Genomic DNA, 18116 nt, shown 5'->3' on the forward strand with positions numbered 1-18116 from the left:
AGGGAGCCGCTCCACCATGAGCCACGACGCCGACACCCCGGGCAAGCTGCGCCACATCTCCGCCCGCATCCCCGAGGCCCTGGCCCGGCAGATCGAGATCGTCCAGGAGCGCCACCGGCTGCGCCACTTCGCCGAGGCCGTCGCCCTGGTGGTCGACCGCGGCCTGTCGGCGCTGGCCCGCGCCCGCGTCGAGGAGGACCAGATCGAGGCCACCATCCTGCGCATCGAGGACATGATGGTGACGCAGCTTGCCCTGCTCAACGTCGGCCTGGAGGTGGACGACGAGGCGGTGGCCGAGACCCGGGCGGCGATCCTGGAGGAGTGGAAGCGTCGCGGCCGCCGGCCGGGAGGGACGCCATGACCGAACTGGTGGTCATCGACGAGCCGGCACGGCGCGAGATGCTGCTGCTGGCCCTGCGCCGGCTGATGGATGGGCTGTTCGGCGACCTGCTGTCGCGCGAGGACGTCGCCAACGTCCTGGTGCTGCCGCCGTTGCGCGGGCGGGGCACCTGCCGGGTGCTGGTCAAGAACGGCCCGTCGCCGGAGTTCGTGCGCGACGCCGATCCCGATCAGGTCCGTCGTTTCCTCGCCTACGTCGCCGGCTTCCAGCGCAAGGAGCTGCGCCGCGACCGGCCGACCCTCGACGTCACCCTGCCGGAGACCGGCGAGCGCATCCACGCCGACATCGAACCGGTCACCACCGGCCCGGCCTGCTCGATCCGCAAGCCTTACCGTGGCCGCATCACGCTCGACGACTGGGTGGCCTCCGGTGCCGCGACAACACTCCAGGCGTGTCTGATCCGCCGCCTGATCGACGGGCGCCGCACCGTGGTGATCGCCGGCGACGTGGACACCGGCAAGACCACGCTGCTGCGCGCCTGCCTGGAGGAAACCGCCTTCCTCACCGGGCTGCCGGCGGTGTTGCAGGACCCCTACGAGTTCGAGCCGCCGTGCCCGCACGCCTACGCCATGGTCGCCGACCCCTGGGCCGACCCGCCGGTCACCCTGGAGACGCTGGTCGCCAACGCCCTGCGCGTGCCGATGACGCATCTGGTGCTGGGTGAGGTGCGCCGGGCCGAGGCGCGGCAGATGGTGGTCGGCTGGACCACCGGGCACCCGGGGCTGTGCACCGTGCACGCCGGTTCGGCCTGGGACGCGCTCGACCGCATCGCCCAGATGGTCGGCCTCGGTGGCGTCGCCATGGACGCCTTGCAGATGCGCTGGATCGCCAAGGCGGTGCACGCGGTGGTGCACCTCGCCCGCGACCACACAGGTCGGCGCTTCGTCAACGAGATCGTCCAGGTCGAACGCTTCGACCCGGACCGGGGATTCGTCCTCCGCCCGCTGGGGGTGGGGGAACTTGACGGTGGAGGTGTGCATGCAGAGCAACGGTAACGCGCGCCGGGGACTGGCCCTGGCGCTGGTGCTGGCGTGGACGGCGATGCCGGCGCACGCCCAGGTGATCGCCAACCTCGGGGCGGAGCTGCTGTCCTGGCAGGCGGTGTTCGACACCAACTTCGTGCCAATCGCCGTCACCGCCGGACTGCTGCTGGCGCTGGTCGCGGCGATGTTCTCCCGCATCGCCGGGGTGGTGGTGTTCGTCTTCACCGTGGCCGGTGCCGCCGCCTATGGGGCGCGCGACGCCATCATCGCGCTGGCGGGGGGCTGAGTCGTGGAGACCCCGCTGCCGCCGCCCTCCGTTCCCGACGGCTGGGAGAAGCCGGTCCGCCGCACCTCGGTGCGGCCGACCAAGATGCCGCTCGGCGTGCCCATGGAGCTGCTGGCCATCGCCGTCTGGCTGGCAGCGGAGCTGTGGCTGGCGCTGGGCGCCATCCCCCAGGCGGTGGCGGGGTTCCTGCTCGTCTTCCTGACGGCGCGCTATCTGACCCGTCGCGATCCCTGGTGGCTGGAGATCGTCCGCCAGAACGCCTCGGCCTGGCTGCTGCGGGCGCTGCGCACCCGCGGCCGCTCGCTGTCCCTCTCGTCCTACCGCGCCCCGAGGTGAGGCATGCTCGACCTGACCGCCTTCGATGACGGCTTCGATTCCCTGTCGCGGCACCTGCCGTGGGACTGCTTCGTCTGGCCCGGCGTGGTGCTGTTGGAGGAGGACGGCGCGCTGATGGCCGTGGTCGAGTACGGCGGGCGCGACCAGGACGGCCAGGACCCGGCCGAGCGGATGCAGACGGCGCTCGCCGCCGGCAACGTCCTCTTCCCCTTCACCGGCGGCTGGACCTTCCATTTCGAGGTGCAGCGCCGGACCGTTGCCGGCTATCCCCGCAGCACGGGCACACACCCGGTCTCCGAACTGATCGACCGGGAGCGGCGTGACCGCCTCGACGACGCCGGCCGGCAGCTCCGCACCCGCACCTTCGTGGCGATCACCTACACGCCGTCCCGGCCCACCACCCGCACCGTGGCGTCCTGGTTCACCCGCAACCCGCCGGAGCGCGCCAAGCCGGACGTCATGCGCGACCACGTCGAGCCGTTTCGCCAGCTCGTGCTCCAGTTCGCCTCCCTGCTCGGCCGCGCCGTCGGCTGGGCGCGCATGCTGGACGACGACAGCGTGCAGACCCTGCTGCACAACTGCGTCTCGCCGCTGTACCAGGGCCACGTCATCGCCCCCGACATTCCCGGCTTCCCGATCAAGGCCAACCTCGTGGATGTCGGCTTCAAGCCCGGCTCGTTCCCGGCCTGGAGCAACGGCGGGGCCGAGTGGCCGGTTCGCCTGATCGGCATCGGCGGCTATCCCAAGACCAGCCACCCCGGCCTGCTCAACGTGCTGGACACGCTGCCGTTCGAGTTCCGCTGGTCGGTGCGCTTCGAGGCGATGGACCACGTCCAGGCGCGCGGCGTCTTCGCCGCCCTGTGGCGCAAGCACGACGACACCTCCTACGACTGGCGCTCCGTTCTGCTGCGCGCGGTCGGCGGCTACGCCGCCCTGCGCCACGACCCGGTCGGCGTCATGGAGGCGCTGGAGGCCGAGGCCGCCCGCCTGGAGGCCGAGCAGGCCGGCACCAGCTCCGGCTGGATGACGCCCACCGCCGTGCTGTGGGGCCGTTCGGTCGAGGAGGTGGAGGAGCGCCGCGACGAACTGGTCAAGGCGCTGCGCACGCTGGGCTTCACCGTGATCGAGGAGACCTGGGGGGCCGAGCGGGCGTGGTACGGCACGCTGCCCGGCCACGTGCGCCCCAATCCCCGCAAGGTGCCGCTGACCCAGGTCCAGCTTGCCGACTTCCTGATCCTGTCGTCGGCCTGGGGCGGGCCGGAGCGCAACCCGCACCTCAAATGCGATCCCCTTATGCAGGTGGAGGCCGAGGGCGGCACCCCGCTGATGCTCGACATCCACCAGGGCCAGGACGGCGCGGCGCTGGTGCTCGGCCCGCCGCGCACCGGCAAGTCCACCGTGCTCGCCTTCATGGGCCACCAGTTCCTTGCCCGTGCGGCCGGTGCCCGTGTGGTGTGGATCGACGTGGACGCCACCGAGAGCACGTCGCTGGTGGCGACCTGGGCGGCCGGCGGCGAGTTCCTGTCCATGGGCTCCGGCGATGGCGCGCTCAATGACCTCGCCTTGCAGCCGCTGGCCGACGTCGACACCCCCAACGGTTTCGCCTGGGGCCACGGCTTCGTCATGGATCTGCTGCGCCTCCAGGGCGTGCTGGCGCCGGGCAACCTGTCGGCGGCGCAAGCCGGCGACGCGGTGGACGCGGCGCTGCACCTGCTGGCCGTCTCGCCACCAAGCGAGCGCACGCTGTCGCACCTCGCCCACCTGGTGCAGGACAACATCATCCGCATCGCGCTGGAGCCCTACTGCCGCGGCGGTCCCTACGGCGACCTCGTCGATGCGGCGGAGGACCGCTTCCTCGGCTCCGCCTGGACCACGGTGGACATCGGCGCGCTGATCGACCGCGGCCCCGGCGCCGCCCCGGTGATCAAGGCGCTGTTCCGCCGCTTCTATCGGCTGTTCGAGGACGGCCGGCCGACCCTGTTCCTGGTGGACGAGGCGTTCAAGGCCTTGAAGCACCAGCCGGCCGAACTGGACGAGCTGCGCCGGCGCGGGCCGAAGAAGAACGTCGCCCTTGTGCTCGCCACCCACCAGCTCGACGACATCGAGGGCTCGGCCATCGCGGCGATGCTGAAGACCATCCAGGTCCTGGTGCTGCTGGCCGACCCCAACGCCGCCAAGCGGAGCATCCTGCGCGACTGGGGGCTGAACGCCACCCAGGCCGGCCAGGTCGCCCGCGCCATGCCGCGCCGCGACGTCTTCTTCAAGACCCCCGAGGGAAACCGGCTCGGCCAGCTCACCCTCGATCCCGCCGCGCTCGCCGTCTGCGGCTGCGGCGGGGCGGCCCACAAGCGCCGCGCCTTCGAGCTGAGGACCGAGGTTGGGCCGCAGCGCTTCGCGGCCGAGTGGCTGCGCTGTCACGGCTTGGCCGAGGCCGCCGACACCCTGGAGACGCTTCATGAAGGAGAAACCCCATGAGGACCAGCACCCTGCGCGCCGCCACGGCGGCGCTCGCCCTCACGGTCGGCCTGACCGCCGGCCCGCCTCCGGCCCACGCCTTCCTGGGCGGGCTGCTCAACAGCTTCTTCGGCGGTGGTGGCGGAGGCGGCTGCTTCTCCGAGGAGGGCGACGGGCTGTTCGGCACCGCGCTGTCCGCCGTCGCCGGCTACGTCACCGGCGGCCCGGTCGGCGCCGCCGTGGGAGCCGGCTCCAGCCTGACGGGGAACGGCGGCACCCAGGCGCCCGGCTGCCCGATCGTGGAGAGCCGGCCGCGCATCGTCGAGGAGATGGTGCAGCGCCAGGAGGTCGAGATCATCGCCCAGACCGCGCACATGCTGACCCAGATCGACAACATGATCCGCATGCGTGCCCTGGCCGACCTCGACACCCGCGTCGAAGTGGCCGTCCGGCTCGGCGACGCCCGCTGGGCGGCCGGCTTGGTGGACCGGGTGCTGTGGAGCCTGGATGGCGTCGGGCAGCAGTTCGCCGACCTCTACCCCGACAACTTGCCTGAGGGGATGAGCGCCGCGGCCCTGGCGGAGCATCAGGCCGAGCAGGCGCGCCTCGCCCGCGACGCCAGCCGGGCCAGCAAGCTGGTCTCGGCCGACGTCATGACCGGCATCGAGGACTACCCGGCCCGCGCCCGGGCGCTGATGGCGGCGCTGAAGGCCTGCGACGGCCAGACCTGTGCCATCGACGCCGGCACCCAGGCGACGCTGCTCAACGCCGAGGTCGCCGGCCAGTTCCTGATGATGCAGGCCGTCCACCACCGGGCGGCGGAGGCCCAGCTCGACTACGAGCAGGCCGCCGTCGAGCGCGCCCGCCAGCACACGCGCATCAACTGGCAGGGCCTCGACACCTACGGCGCTCCGGGGAGCTGAGCCATGACGATGCGCGGCATTCTCCTCGCCCTCAGCGCCATGCTGTTCGTCAGCATCATCGGCGCCGTGGCCCTGGTGTTCTACGTCCGGTCCGACGCGGGAGCCTCGGCCCTGCAGCGGCTGGAGCGCAGCAACCCGGCCTGGGAGGGCATCGGCCGGTATGAGCGGCCGGTGCCGGCCCGCCCCGTGCGGGAGTGACCGGCCATGGACGTCAGCGCCCTCTCGGTCGTCCTGCACCAGCTCACCGCCGCCGTGGTCACCGGCCTTGGCCTGCTCGGGCCGGACGTGCAGACCGCCCTGCGCCTGCTGATGATGCTGTCCTACACACTGGCGCTGCTGCTCTGGCTGTTCGAGGGCAAGGCGGCGGTGCACGGACCCTTCCTGCGCATGCTGCTGAAGTTCGCCGCCATCGGCGCGCTGGTCGAGTGGTTCCCCGCCGGCTCGGCGGCGCTGATGCAGGCGGCGGCGCAGCAGGGGCTCAACCTCGTGCCCGGCGGCGGCTTCGCCCTCGACGATCCCGGCTACATCGCTCACCTCGGCATCCAGGCGGTGATCCCGCTGATGCAGCGCGTCAAGGAGATGCTCGGGCCGGTCGATTTCTTCCTGAACTTCGTCGAGATCGTCATCTTCCTGCTCGCCGCCCTGGTGGTGATCGTCAGTTTCTGCATCCTGGCCATCCAGGTCTTCCTCGCCTTCCTGGAATACCGCCTGCTGTCGCTGGCCGCTTATCTCGCCATCCCCTTCGCCGTGCTCGGGCCGACCAGCTTCGTGGCCGAGCGCGCTATCGGCTACATCGCAGCCACCGCGCTCAAGCTGCTGGTGCTCGGCTGCATCATCGCCATGTGCAGCGCGACGCTGCTGGCGCTCACCTTCACCGGCACGCCGACGCTGGCCCAGGCGTTCGGGGTGGCGGTGCTGGCAGCGGCGATCTTCGTGCTGGCGATCAAGGCGCCGCGCGCCGCCGCCGGGCTGGTCAACGGCGGCCCGGTGATGGACGGCATGACGGCGCTGGCGGCCCTGTGGACCGCCGGCTGGCTCGGCATGCGCACCATGGCCAGTGCAGCCGCCGCCACCACCGGGGCGCCCGGCAGCCTCGCCGTCGGCGCCTCGGCGCTGTGGAGCGGCCTACGCCATGCCGCCAGCGGCGCAACCGCGTCCGTCGGCAGCACCCGCGGTTCGAGCACCGGCGGCTGCGGCAGTGATTCTGCCGGCGCCTCGGCCGGGCGCCGCTACCCGGCCGGCCGCTTCGGTGGAGCCCGGGTCTCATCCCCGCGCGGCAGCGGCTGGGACCAGCCGATGACCGACGCCCAGCGCGGTGAACTCGACCGCCTTGCGGCCGGCCGGACCTACGACCTGACCCTCACCCGCGGGCAGGCCAGCCGGCTCATCGAACGCTGGGGCGGTGAGGATTCGTGGCTGCGCCGCCCCGCCTCCAACGCCACTGAGCGGCCGCCGGACCCGCCGGGCAAACCATCCGGCCCGGACCGTCCGGCCGGCGACAAGGGAGACTGATCCGTCATGAAGGAGCGCGTCGTCAACGTCTACGACCCGCCGTCGGCGGCCGTGCCCGACAGTGCGAAGTACCTCGCCGCCATGACCTACCGCGCCAGCCGCGAGGCCAAGGCGCTGCGGCTGAAACGCTGGACCTTCGCCCTGGCCGTGCTCGGCCTGTCCTGGGGCTCGCTGATGACCTGGGACAACCTGCGCATCGCCGCCCAATTGGTGGAGATTGCCAAGTACAAGCCCGTGTACCGGGTGGAGCAGGAGATGGACGGCCACCAGCGCCTCGTGCTGCTCGACAACACCATCACCGTGACCAAGGGCGCCCGGGTCAACGCCGTCCAGTGGTTCGTGCGCTGGCAGCGGCAGATCGGCACCGACCCGGTGGTGCTCGCCAAGGACCGCGCCGCCGCCCGCGCCCGGCTGACCGGCGGGGCCGAGCGCAAGTGGGACGCCCTGCTGGCGGCCGACCTCGCCCCGGCCGAGGGCTGGACCCGCGACGTCGCCGACATCCGCGTTCAGGAGCGTGAGGCCGACCCGAAGACCGGCACCTCGGCCTTCTACGTGGTGTGGACCGAGATAGTGTACCGGGACTTCAAGCCGCGCTCCAAGGCGATGATGAGCGCCGCCGTGGTCACGGTGGACGGCCCCTCGCGCGATGGTGCGCTCGACGGCGTGTCGATCTCCGGCTTCTCCGAGCCCAGCGGCACGCCGCTGAAGGCCGAGACCAAGGAGCCGCCCAAAGCCCACCCCATCCCCCGATCCGAGACGATGGAGCCCCAGCCATGAGACTCCCGGTTTCCCTGCTGGCGCTGCCCCTGCTCGCCGCCTGCGCCACCGAGCCGCCCTCGGCGCCGGCCGCCGGTCCCGTCACTCCGCAGCGCCCCTACACCCTGGCCGACCTGCACATCCCGCCAACGGCGATGGAGCGGGAGCCGAGGGAGAAGGCGTCGCCGCGTCCATCGCGGGCGCAGACGCGCAGTTGGGTCGGGCAGGCGAACGAGGCCGCCCTCGACCTGCCGACGCTGACCTGCTTCAAGGGCAAGAGCTGCGAGTACTGGTACCAGCCCGACCTGCAATACCTCGTCTATATGGCGGAGGGGAACCAAACGCTGGTCTGCCTCAAGCCCGGCGAGGTGGTGCGCGACATCGTGGCGCCGGGTGCCCAGGTGTGGATCCCGCACCAACCCTACAGCTTTGGCAAAGGGCCGCAGCGCATCGAGTGCATCGCCTTCATGCCGCGCCGCGCCGGCCTCAACCAGCAGATCTCCCTGTTCACCAGCGAGCGCAAGTACGACCTAAACGTCGAGACCCACAGGCGCACCCACCACGTCGAGGTGCGCTGGCGCTACCCCGAGGACTATCTCGCCACCCTGAACGGTCAGGCCAGGGCTGTTTCGGTCGCAACGGGAGGCGACCGGTGGGACCGCACCACCGAGCTGGCCTACCGGGATCGGCGCTGCACCTACACGCTCGACGGCGACACGCCGGAGTGGCGGCCGGTACCCACCGCGGACGGCCAACCGCCGGTGTGCGACGACGGCGAGGTGACAGTGATCAACTTCACCCCCGGCGCGCTCGGCGCCTACGGGGCGCCGATCCTCTGGCGCATCGGCGCCGACGGCACCCGTATCCCCGTCCAGTATGGCCGGATGAACGCCACCTACCGCGTCGCTGGCATCCACGACCACCTGCTGCTGGCGATTGGCATGCAGGAGGTGCACATCCGGAGGACCCGCCCGTGACATCGGTCAACGACACCCCGCCGCCGCTGCCGCCCGATCCGCTGACCCGTCACCGGGTGATCACCTCCGGTCCGCACGTCGTCCGCATCCTGCTGGTGGCGGCTGCCGTGATCGGGCTGGGGCTGGCCGCCTACATGCTGGGCCGCAGCCAGGGAGGGGGAAGCTTGCCGAAGCTGTCGGTCGCGCTCGGCCCGACCCAGCCGGAGCTGCGGCTGCCCAGCTACGAGGACATGGCGCCCAAACCGGCGCCAGCCCCGCCACCGGCACCCCGCATCGAGAAGAAGGAACCGCCTCCGCCAGCACGGCCGCAGGCCAAGGCCCCGCCGAAGGAGGACGAGCTGCGCAAGAAGGCGATGGAGGCCGGCGTCGGCGGCTGGAGCCGCAAGGAGGAGGGCACGACCGTTGCCGCCGCCCAGGCCGGGACGTCTGACTTCGTCGCCGCCGGCTCCGACTGCCTCGTGCCGCCGGGCACGCCGATCCCCTTGCTCACGGTGAACCGGGTGGTGACCGAGCGTGGCGGAATCGTCACCGCGCACGTGACGCAGGACGTCTGGGATGCCGGCTTCTCTTGCCTAGCGGTGCCCGGCGGCTCCGTGGTGACGCTGGATGTGGGCAGCGGGGTCACCAGGGGGCAGACGCGCATCGAGGTGGCCAACCCGGTGATCACCCGGCCCTGGCCGCGCAACGACACGGTGCGCGTGGCGGCGGTCGGAGCAGACGTCACCGGTGCGGCGGGGCTGGCTGGGTCGGTGGAGGTGCCGTGGCTCCAGACCGGACTGCTGATTGCCGCCAGCACGGCGGTGGATGTTGCGGCGGCGGCGCTGACCGGGGGCGGCAGCCTGATCGGCGGCATCCTCGGACACAGCATCGACCGCCCGCTCGACAAAGCGGCCAAGGATCTGCTCGGCCGGGCGCCTGTCATCACGCTCGACGCCGGAGAGCCGGTGCTGTTGCTGTTGCGGGGCGGCCTGAAGGCCGACGACTTCGACCGGGCTCGCTGAGCGACCGTACTACCACTGGCAACGGTGGCTCATGTCTGGATGCGACACCTCCTTGGCGGCTTCGACTACCACCATCGCTTTGGGTAGGCGACAGGGATCGCTTCCTCGCGCGGAGGATCGACGATACCGACGAGAGCCAGCATGGTGTAGCCACTTTCGACGTCCGCAAAGTTCAGGCGATCCGCCGCGGGGCGGGCTCGCCGATAGGCGAGCGCGAACAAGCGCAATCCCTGGGCACCAGTGTCCGTGGCCATGCGGCGCCAGTGGTCGATGTCGAGCGGACGCCCGCCGCTATGGGTCAGTTCCAGCGAGCACATGTCAAGGATGCTTTCGGGGGCACCTTTGACCACGATCCATGACGAGCCGTCCGCGTCGCGGTGACCCTCACCCGCATCGGCCGGCAGTTGGAACGCCAGGGCGTTCTCACCAAAACCGGGGCGCGGACCTGGGCGCGGTCGAGCGTCAAGGCGCTGCTCGACCGCGCCCGCGAGCAAGGTCTGCTCGATCAGGAGGACGGTCCCGCGGTGCCGTAGTGCGGTCACATCGGCCACAACGATCCGGTCCCTTGCGCGGCGAGAATCCGGCGCATGGCATCGGCTTCGGAGTTGAGCCAGGGCAGCACGTTCCCGTCCATCCAGTCGGTCAGAACCGATCGGGCCCGTTCCAGCACAACCGCCGCAGCCCGCATGCGGCGGAGCTTGAACCAGGGCGGCAACGCTTCGTAGGGGCAGCGCCTCACCGATCGGCAGCGCCAGCTCTACCTGCTGGAGCTGACCCGCACGGCGGAGGAATGGCTGCCCGCCGTGCGGCGCCTCCGGCCGGCGCGCTCCTGGGTGGCGGTGACCCGCGCCGTCCGCACTTCCGTCGCCGAGGGTCTGTACGAGGGCGGCGGCATCCAGGGTGGATACCGCCACCACTGGGGGCCGCCACCGCCGCCGTGGCAACGCCTCTGCATGGGTTTATCCCTGCGACCGCAGCGGCAACGATGGCGGGCACGCCTTGGTCAACTCCCTACCCGATGCCCAAAGTCAGCAGTGAGAGCGTCGCTCCGACCAGCGTGATCAGAGCGGCACCGACCAGCGCCAGTCCGCGCTGCGCCACGGCCAGAGCGCGCGGCCTCTCCATCAGCAGACTTTCCAGCCCATGCCGCGCCCCGATGCCGATCAGGCTGGAGGCCGATGTGGTGAGCGCGACGCCCACCCCCATTGCCAGGACCGCCAGAAGGCCGGCCGGCACGATGTCGTTGGCAAGCGCGAACAGCAGGACCAGCACCGCACCCGAACAGGGTCGCGCGCCGACCGCAAGGCTCGTCAGCGTGAAGCCGGTGTTTTCCCGTCGCAACCCGACGAGGCCGTTTCCAGGGCTGCTTCCATGGCGGCGGCAGGGCGTCACGGCGTGATCGTGGGTGCAGCCGATCTTACCGCGCGCCGCGCGGACCAGCAGGAGAAATCCGATTCCGGTCATCAGGGCATAGCTGCCCAACTCCAGATACCAGGCCCCCGCCATGGCGCTGGCGCGGGTCATGCCGAGCAGCACAACCGGAACGCCGACCAGCAGAATGGCCGCCAGTGCCTGAGCCAGCGCCGCCATCGACGCCATCTGGATACCCCGCATCAGCCGGGCCCGCCGGGTCAGGAAATAGGAGGTGACAACCAGCTTTCCATGTCCCGGGCCAAGCGCGTGCAGAACACCGTAACCGAAGGCGATCAGGCACAGCCAAGCTCCGGCAGCCACCGATCCCTGGTCGCGGATGTCGCTGAGCACCCCCGTCATTTGCCGATTCAGATCGGCCTGAGCGGCGTTGAGGGTCTGTAACGCCCCGCGCAACGGTTCCGGCAAAGCTCCGACGGGTAGGGTGGTCCCCTCGGATGGAGGGGCAAGTCTCCCGGCCAGAGGATTCGCGCCGGCGGTTGTGCCGGCGGCCAGCCATATGGCGAGCGCTGCGGCAAGGAAGAGAAGCCTTATACGTGTCATCCGATGGTGCAGGACAGTCCGGCGACGCCGACGGGGCCGGTGATTTCGGTGTCGCGCTGGAAGCGCCGGGTCTTGCAAGTGTGGCGCGGCGGCTTGCCCCGGATCTCGGGCGGTCCGGCCAAGGTGTATTCGATGAAGTATTCGGGATCGAAGCCGATCAGGTCGAGCGTGCCGGCCGTCATCGGCTTGGGCAGCGGAACCAGGAAGGTGAAGACCAGCGCTCCCCGGTCGACCCGCGCCATGAAACCCGTCGCCTTCACCGGATTCATCAGGACGCCGTCAACACTGACGTCGGTGAAAAAGCGATAGTCCGCCAGAAAGCGGAAAACATCGTCATACAGCCCCTTCACTCCTTGGGGCGACAACTGCTTTTCACCCTTCTTCATGTAATCGGGCAGCATGGCCTGGCTGTAGAATTCGTCGAACCGCCACGTGACGTCGATCGCTTCGAGCGCACGGTCGATGAACTGCAGGCCGAAGCCGACCTCCACGAAAACGTGGGGGTGCGCCTGCACACCGCCGGACGCCGCCGTCAAGCCGGTGGCCAGCGTCAAGGCGATGCCGAACCGACGCGCTGCGCTCAAAAGGAGGTGGGTCCGGTCCCCGGCGGCACTAGCAGGCATCCACAGGTCGGGCAGGCCGTCCGTTGCAGGACGCCGATCAGGCGGGCATCGGGTAAGCTCATGCCGAGCGCCTGTTCCACCGCCGCGATCTGGCGCTTGTGGTCAAGGGACGCGCCGCAGGCGGTGTCCAGCACGGCACCGTAATCCGACCAGGGCCGGGCCGTGATCGCCTGCGCCGCCGTGCCCGGCAGAAGCCAAGTCCCGGCTGCCGCCAAGCCGCACAGCACGCTCCGGCGCCGCATGGGGGAATGCATTCCGGCATCCATATTCCGCTCTCCGCCCGCGATGTTTCGGACCGTCACCGGATGCTACGACAGGGCGCCAGGGAGCTGCAAGACGAGTCGCATCGATGAAAAGATATGTTATATCATAACATATCTAGGGCCATCCGATGGAGATGAGGAATGAGCGAGGCCGATGACGGGCTTGCGGAACTGGAGGATGCGCTGGCGCTGGTGCGGGGCTTGTGGAGTCAACAGGACGTGTCCGAACGCACCGTGGCCTGGGCGATGATGATCGAGGCGGTGGATCGTCTTGTCGCCCTGCACGGACCGGCGCGCACGGGACGCATGTTGGAGGGGCTCGTCCAGGAGGTGAGGGGCTTGCCGATGTCGCGGGCGCTGCAATGAGCGGGGTGACCAACAACCGCTTCTTTGGCGCACGCTCCTGGCGTCAGGCCAAGCCGGTGCTGCTGCATCCCAAATTCTTCCAGGGATTTAACGACTTCCGGCTGAGGCGGCCTTTCGACTATCGGATGCTGGACGAATGGCCGACGCTCGACCAGCACCGCTACGAGAATGGTCGCGAGTTGGCAGCCGAATGCCGCTTGGCCGGCTATTCGGTGATGTGGATCGAGCGCACCCGTGTGCCTCGCTCCTTGAAAAGCGTGGTGGTGGAGCGCGCGTTGGCGCGCCGCTCCACCAACTGAGCGAGGGCTGAGCGGAGCGGGACATTTCCCGCTCCGCCGTATCCGTCGTCAGGAGGCGGGTGCCAGCGCCTTGGTGAACTGGCCCAGATTGTAGCGCATCATGTCGATGTAGGTCGCGGCCGGACCGTCCGCCGCGGAGAGGGCGTCGGAATAGACCCGCCCGCCGATGCGCGCGCCGGTCTCCCGCGTGATCTGCTCCAGCAGGCGCGGGTCGGCGATGCTCTCGACGAAGACCGCCTTGATCTTCTCCTTCTTGATCTGACGGATCAGCTTGGCGATGTCGCCCGCCGAGGCTTCCGCCTCGGTCGATACGCCGACGGGGGCGAGGAAGGTGACGCCATAGGCCTTGGCGTAATAGCCGAAAGCGTCGTGCGAGGTGACGATCTTGCGGTCTTTGCGCGGAATCGGCTTCAGCGCGGTCTTGATCTCGGCGTCCACTGCGTCGAGCTTGGCCTTGTAGGCGGCGTGGTTGGCGCGCAGGGCGGCGGCCTTGTCGGGAGCGGCGGCGACCAGCCCCTTCAGGATGTTGTCGGCATAGATTTTCGCGTTGGCGACCGACTGCCAGGCGTGCGGGTCATGGGCACCGTGATCGTGGCCGTGACCATGATCATGATCGTGCTCCTCCTCCTCGCCGGCGATCGGCTTGACGCCCGTGCTGGTGACGGTGACCGGCCCCTTGTAGCCGGACGCCTTGACCAGCCGGTCGATCCAGCCCTCCATCCCCAGACCGTTGGCGACGACGAGGTTGGCGGAGCCGAGCGCGCGGGCGTCGGCAGGGGTCGGCTCGTAGACGTGGGCGTCGCCGTCGGGGCCGACCAGGGTCGTCACCGCGACCTCGTCGCCGCCGATCTGGCGGACCATGTCGCCGAGGATCGTGAAGGTGGCCACCACCTTCACCGGTTCGGCCAGGGCGGGCAGCGCGAAGAGCGCCAGCGCTGTGGCCAGCGAGGCGGCGAACGTGCGTTTCATGGGTGCTTCTCCTTGGGAGCAATCACGGGAATCAAGCCTCCCGATGCCGGCCGGGGAACCAGCGTGTCCGCAGGCTGCCGACCGGGCCAAGGGTGAGGGACAGCAGATACCCGCCCCCGGCGGCCAGCACGATGGCCGGTCCGGAGGGCAGGTTGAAATGGAAGGACAGCAGCAACCCGCCGATGCCCGAGGCGAAGGCCAGACCCATGGCGATCAGCGCCAGCGCGACGACCCCTTCGGCCCAGAAGCGCGCGGATGCGGCCGGCAGCATCATCAGCCCCACCGCCATCAGCGTGCCGAGCGCCTGGAAGCCACCGACGAGGTTGAGGACCACCAGCACCAGGAAGACGAGGTGGCAGGCCGCCCCCAACCGTCCGCCCGCACCGCCGACCGCGCGCAGGAAGCCGGAATCGAAGCACTCCAGCACCATGGGGCGGTAGAGCAGCGCCAGCGTCAGCAGGGTGACTGTCGCGATTCCGGCGACCAGCAGCAGGCCGGCGTCGTCCACCGCCAGGATGGTGCCGAACAGCACATGCATCAGATCGACGTTGCTGCCGCGCAGCGAGACGATCAGCACCCCGCCGGCCAGCGAGATCAGGTAGAAGGCGGCGAAGCTGGCGTCCTCGCGCAGGGCCGTGACCCGCGAGACCAGCCCGGCGAGCAGCGCGACCGCCAGCCCGGCGAGAAAGCCGCCGATTCCCATCGCCCACAGGGACAGGCCGGCGGCGAGGAAGCCGATGGCCGCACCCGGCAGCACGGCGTGGGACATGGCGTCGCCCATCAGGCTCATCCGCCGCAGCACCAGCAGAACCCCCACCGGTCCGCAGCCCAGCGACAGCGCCAGACAGGCGGCGAGCGCCCGGCGCATGAAGGCGAATTCCAGGAAGGGACCGGCGGTGAGGTCGAAGAGCGTCATGACGAGGACCTCCGGCAAACCTCGGCCTTGTCGTCCCAGGCCTCCGCCATCATGCGGGCGCGGGCGAGGTTGGCGGGATTCAGGGCTTCGTCGGTGCGGCCCCAGGCGACCGGCTCGCGCGCCAGCAGCAGCGTGTCGGGAAAATGGGTGCGGACCTGCTCCAAGTCGTGCAGAACGGCGACCACGGTGCGCCGCTCGCCGTGCCAGCGCCGCACGACGTCGAGCAGATCGGCGGTCGTCCGGGCGTCGATGGCGGTGAAGGGTTCGTCAAGCAGGATCAGCCGGGCGTCCTGCACCAGCAGGCGGGCGAACAGCACGCGCTGGAACTGGCCGGCGGACAGGGCGCCGATCGGCCGCCGCTCGAATCCCGCGAGCCCGACCGCGGCCAGGGCCTCCTCGGCCTGCCGCGTCAGGGCGCGCCCGATGGCCCGGAAGATGCCGACCCGCCGCCAGTGGCCGAGCAGCACGGTGTCGAGCACGTCGATGGGGAAGTCGCGCTCCACCTCGGCCTGCTGGGGGAGATAGCCGATATCCCTGGTGGTCAGGCCGTGCAGAGTGACTTTTCCGTCAAACGGCTTCAGGGCGCCGACGACGGCCTTCAGCAGCGTGCTCTTGCCGGCTCCGTTCGGGCCGACCACGGCGGTGAGCGACCCCTCCCGGAACCCGCCCGACAGATGGTGGACCGCCGGATGCCGCCGGTAGCCCAGCGTCAGGTCGGTCAGCCGGACGATGGCGTCTACCGGGGCGTTCACCGGGGCGTCCGGCGGCCCGTTGTACGATGCGAGGGTCAATCCAACGCTCCCCAGTCCAATGCCCAGGCGACCGTCGCCCAGAGAAGGAAGCACAGGAGGAAGGCCGCAACGATCCGCTCCAGGGCGGAGGCAGCCAGCGGCGAGTGGGGGCGATCAGTGGTCATCATGGTCGAGGCAGAGCAGGAGACGGGGTAGGCCGGAGTGGTCGGCGGGTGGCGAACGGTGGACGAGGCCGCGGCCCCGGTTGCCGGGCCAGGATTCCCCTTTCAGCAGACCGACATGGCCGGCGCCGAACACTTGGAGCCGGTCAGGATCGGCGATCACGGCGTCGTTGTCGCCGCGCCCCAGCGCCGGACGGTTCGCAGCCTCGTCGGGCAGCCACTGCGTGCCGGCCCCCTGGTAGGTACAGAGCAGGCGCAATCCGACATGGTCGGCGTGGAAGAAGCGGCAGCCGTCGTCGGCCACGCTGTCCAGCCGCAGCATCACGCCGGGGCATCCGACAAGATCCGCGTAGAGCCTCACCAGCCGTGCGATGTCGTCCAGCAGCGGGCCTGAGTTGCGGCCGGCCGCCGGAAAGGCGGCGGCGATATCCTCTTCGGCCTCATCCGGTGTCGTGGCGAGCCGGAAGGATGGCTGGTCCGCGTTGGTGAAACGCGCGAGTTGGGTAGCAAGGCCCGTCGGCAGCGTGCGGCGCCACAGGGCCAGAGTCACTCCGGGCTGACGGATGGCCGACAATTCGGTGGCGGTCCGACACAGCACGACATGGGGGGCGGTACTCCGGTCGTCGGATCGTCGGCCGGGAGCATGGCCTGGGGTGTCGGCGTCCATGGCATTGGCGGTGATCGGCATGGCCTTGTCCGGGAGGGTGAAGCCAAAAAGTAATGTTATATCATAACGTGTTTTGCAAGCTTGGCTGCGTTCCACCGGAGCGGAAAGCCGGGTGAACCCCGATGCGTGCGGAGCTTGGACGTGCCGGTTCGCCGCTGACGATCAGAACTCGTTGCGGATGCGGCGATAGGCGGCGGCCAGCCCGACATTCGTAGACGCCACGTCCTCCGAGAAGGTGGTCACGTCCACCGTCACCTGCGGGATGCGGGCTAGCAGGCCGCGGAAAAAGGCTGTGCCCGGCCGTCTGGTCGTGATTCTCTCTGGTGGAAGAGAAAGCGGCCGGCGAGGGGACGATGCGGGGATCGGACGAGCACAGCGATGGTCTGTTCAGCTATGTGAGCTGCGAGGCTCGGGTTCCGGCCGATCATCCGCTGCGGCCGATCCGTGCCATCGTTGATGAAGCGCTGGAGGTGATGTCGCCGGCGTTCGAGGGTCTGTACTCGACGCTCGGCCGGCCGTCGATCCCGCCGGAGAAGCTGCTGCGGGCTTTGCTGCTCCAGGCCTTCTTCTCGGTGCGCTCGGAACGCCAGCTGATGGAGCAGCTCGACTACAACCTGCTGTTCCGCTGGTTCGTCGGCTTGTCGATGGACGCCCCGGTGTGGGACGTCACTGTGTTCACCAAGAACCGTGAGCGCCTGCTGGCCGGCGATGTGGCGGCCAAGTTCCTGGCCGCCATGCTGGGTCAACCCCGGGTCAAGGCGCTGCTGTCGGACGAGCATTTCTCGGTGGACGGCACGCTGATCGAAGCCTGGGCCTCGGTGAAGAGCTTCCGGCCCAAGGATGGCAGCGGCGAGCCGCCGGGGCCGGGGCGCAACGGCGAGCGCGACTTCCATGGTGAGAGGCGGTCCAACGAGACCCATGCCTCGACCAGCGATCCCGAGGCGCGGCTGTACCGCAAGGGCAACGGGCAGCCGGCGAAGCTGGCCTTCATGGGCCATGCATTGATGGAGAACCGCCACGCCCTGGTGGTCGATGTCCGGCTGACGGCGGCCACCGGTCTGGCCGAACGCGAAGCGGCGGTTTCCATGGTCGAGGCCATCCCCGGCCGTCACCGCATCACGGTGGGCGCCGACAAGGCTTACGACACCAGGGATTTCGTGGCGACCATGCGCGAGTTGGGCGCCGCTGCGCATGTCGCGCAGAACACGAGCAACCGCCGCTCGGCGATCGACGGCCGGACCACCCGTCACCCCGGCTACGCCGTCAGCCTGAGAATCCGCAAACGGATCGAGGAGCTGTTCGGCTGGATCAAGGGAGCCGGCTTGCGCAAAACACGTCATCGCGGCACGGCCCGCGTCGGTTGGATGTTCACCCTGACCGCCGCCGCCTACAACCTGATCCGCCTGCCCAAGCTGCTGGCGGCGGCATAATCACGCCCGGAATCCGCCTGAATGGCGGTTCCAGGAGCCGCGCAGCGCGAAAAACCGCTCCATTCCGA

22 protein-coding genes are annotated in these 18116 nt (G+C 70.0%); 14 read left to right on the forward strand and 8 right to left on the reverse strand.

The window, feature by feature from the left end; genetic code table 11:
* Positions 1–16: 16 nt before the first annotated feature.
* From ACWPN7_RS33550 to ACWPN7_RS33600, 11 genes are read left to right on the forward strand one after another with little or no spacing between them, the layout of a single operon-like run.
* Positions 17–361, forward strand: a complete 345-nt coding sequence (locus ACWPN7_RS33550) for a hypothetical protein (protein WP_137106467.1) — start codon at positions 17–19, stop codon at positions 359–361.
* On the forward strand, positions 358–1395 hold the full coding sequence (locus ACWPN7_RS33555; protein WP_200474825.1) for a CpaF/VirB11 family protein: 1038 nt from the start codon (positions 358–360) through the stop codon (positions 1393–1395). The genes ACWPN7_RS33550 and ACWPN7_RS33555 overlap by 4 nt, the downstream gene beginning before the upstream one ends.
* Positions 1379–1669: a hypothetical protein gene (locus ACWPN7_RS33560; RefSeq protein WP_194910860.1), complete on the forward strand. Its 291-nt coding sequence runs from the start codon at positions 1379–1381 to the stop codon at positions 1667–1669. The genes ACWPN7_RS33555 and ACWPN7_RS33560 overlap by 17 nt, the downstream gene beginning before the upstream one ends.
* A 3-nt stretch (positions 1670–1672) precedes the next feature.
* Complete coding sequence (locus tag ACWPN7_RS33565; protein WP_194910862.1) at positions 1673–2005, forward strand: VirB3 family type IV secretion system protein; 333 nt, start codon at positions 1673–1675, stop codon at positions 2003–2005.
* A gap of 3 nt (positions 2006–2008) precedes the next feature.
* A complete protein-coding gene (locus tag ACWPN7_RS33570) occupies positions 2009–4480 on the forward strand; it encodes a conjugal transfer protein TrbE (RefSeq protein ID WP_200474826.1) in 2472 nt (823 codons plus the stop codon).
* Entirely contained in the window at positions 4477–5382 is a 906-nt protein-coding gene (locus ACWPN7_RS33575) for a hypothetical protein (protein ID WP_200474827.1), read from the forward strand. The genes ACWPN7_RS33570 and ACWPN7_RS33575 overlap by 4 nt, the downstream gene beginning before the upstream one ends.
* A gap of 3 nt (positions 5383–5385) precedes the next feature.
* Positions 5386–5580 carry a hypothetical protein gene (locus ACWPN7_RS33580; protein WP_200474828.1) on the forward strand — a complete coding sequence of 65 codons (195 nt, stop codon included), beginning with the start codon at positions 5386–5388 and terminating at the stop codon, positions 5578–5580.
* 6 nt (positions 5581–5586) lie between these two features.
* Positions 5587–6894 (forward strand): type IV secretion system protein, encoded by a 1308-nt coding sequence (locus ACWPN7_RS33585; RefSeq protein ID WP_200474829.1) that lies wholly within the window; start codon positions 5587–5589, stop codon positions 6892–6894.
* A gap of 6 nt (positions 6895–6900) precedes the next feature.
* Positions 6901–7671: a hypothetical protein gene (locus tag ACWPN7_RS33590; RefSeq protein WP_200474830.1), complete on the forward strand. Its 771-nt coding sequence runs from the start codon at positions 6901–6903 to the stop codon at positions 7669–7671.
* The gene (locus ACWPN7_RS33595; RefSeq protein ID WP_200474831.1) at positions 7668–8627 is read left to right on the forward strand and encodes a TrbG/VirB9 family P-type conjugative transfer protein; all 960 of its coding nucleotides are present in this window, start codon (positions 7668–7670) and stop codon (positions 8625–8627) included. The genes ACWPN7_RS33590 and ACWPN7_RS33595 overlap by 4 nt, the downstream gene beginning before the upstream one ends.
* Positions 8624–9628 (forward strand): TrbI/VirB10 family protein, encoded by a 1005-nt coding sequence (locus ACWPN7_RS33600; protein ID WP_137106459.1) that lies wholly within the window; start codon positions 8624–8626, stop codon positions 9626–9628. The genes ACWPN7_RS33595 and ACWPN7_RS33600 overlap by 4 nt, the downstream gene beginning before the upstream one ends.
* A gap of 65 nt (positions 9629–9693) precedes the next feature.
* Here ACWPN7_RS33600 and ACWPN7_RS33605 read toward each other — a convergent pair whose 3' ends face one another.
* From ACWPN7_RS33605 to ACWPN7_RS33620, 4 genes are all read right to left on the reverse strand, one after another.
* The gene (locus tag ACWPN7_RS33605) at positions 9694–10179 is read right to left on the reverse strand and encodes a hypothetical protein (protein ID WP_200474832.1); all 486 of its coding nucleotides are present in this window, start codon (positions 10177–10179) and stop codon (positions 9694–9696) included.
* Between the two features lie 460 nt (positions 10180–10639).
* The gene (locus ACWPN7_RS33610) at positions 10640–11401 is read right to left on the reverse strand and encodes a nickel/cobalt transporter (RefSeq protein WP_175429847.1); all 762 of its coding nucleotides are present in this window, start codon (positions 11399–11401) and stop codon (positions 10640–10642) included.
* 197 nt (positions 11402–11598) lie between these two features.
* Positions 11599–12186 (reverse strand): DUF1007 family protein, encoded by a 588-nt coding sequence (locus ACWPN7_RS33615; protein ID WP_200474834.1) that lies wholly within the window; start codon positions 12184–12186, stop codon positions 11599–11601.
* Positions 12183–12467: a hypothetical protein gene (locus tag ACWPN7_RS33620; RefSeq protein ID WP_137106456.1), complete on the reverse strand. Its 285-nt coding sequence runs from the start codon at positions 12465–12467 to the stop codon at positions 12183–12185. The genes ACWPN7_RS33615 and ACWPN7_RS33620 overlap by 4 nt, the downstream gene beginning before the upstream one ends.
* Before the next feature lie 162 nt (positions 12468–12629).
* Between ACWPN7_RS33620 and ACWPN7_RS33625 the strand changes: the two genes are divergently transcribed.
* Positions 12630–12854, forward strand: coding sequence for a hypothetical protein (locus ACWPN7_RS33625; RefSeq protein ID WP_194910888.1), 225 nt, complete (start codon positions 12630–12632; stop codon positions 12852–12854).
* Entirely contained in the window at positions 12851–13153 is a 303-nt protein-coding gene (locus ACWPN7_RS33630) for a hypothetical protein (RefSeq protein WP_200474835.1), read from the forward strand. Before ACWPN7_RS33625 ends, ACWPN7_RS33630 begins: the two co-directional genes overlap by 4 nt.
* 48 nt (positions 13154–13201) lie before the next feature.
* On the opposite strand, the gene ACWPN7_RS33635 is transcribed toward ACWPN7_RS33630, so the two are convergent.
* The 4 genes from ACWPN7_RS33635 to ACWPN7_RS33650 form a co-directional block, all read right to left on the reverse strand.
* Complete coding sequence (locus tag ACWPN7_RS33635) at positions 13202–14122, reverse strand: metal ABC transporter solute-binding protein, Zn/Mn family (protein WP_194910892.1); 921 nt, start codon at positions 14120–14122, stop codon at positions 13202–13204.
* A 31-nt stretch (positions 14123–14153) separates the two neighbouring features.
* Positions 14154–15038, reverse strand: a complete 885-nt coding sequence (locus tag ACWPN7_RS33640; protein ID WP_194910893.1) for a metal ABC transporter permease — start codon at positions 15036–15038, stop codon at positions 14154–14156.
* Positions 15035–15829: a metal ABC transporter ATP-binding protein gene (locus tag ACWPN7_RS33645; RefSeq protein WP_211112682.1), complete on the reverse strand. Its 795-nt coding sequence runs from the start codon at positions 15827–15829 to the stop codon at positions 15035–15037. The genes ACWPN7_RS33640 and ACWPN7_RS33645 overlap by 4 nt, the downstream gene beginning before the upstream one ends.
* A 114-nt stretch (positions 15830–15943) precedes the next feature.
* Positions 15944–16639, reverse strand: a complete 696-nt coding sequence (locus ACWPN7_RS33650; protein ID WP_247891426.1) for a DUF1826 domain-containing protein — start codon at positions 16637–16639, stop codon at positions 15944–15946.
* A gap of 332 nt (positions 16640–16971) precedes the next feature.
* Between ACWPN7_RS33650 and ACWPN7_RS33655 the strand changes: the two genes are divergently transcribed.
* Entirely contained in the window at positions 16972–18048 is a 1077-nt protein-coding gene (locus ACWPN7_RS33655) for an IS5 family transposase (RefSeq protein ID WP_200777155.1), read from the forward strand.
* The last annotated feature ends 68 nt before the right edge of the window (positions 18049–18116 follow it).

This window comes from Azospirillum sp. UENF 312511 (assembly GCF_058780635.1).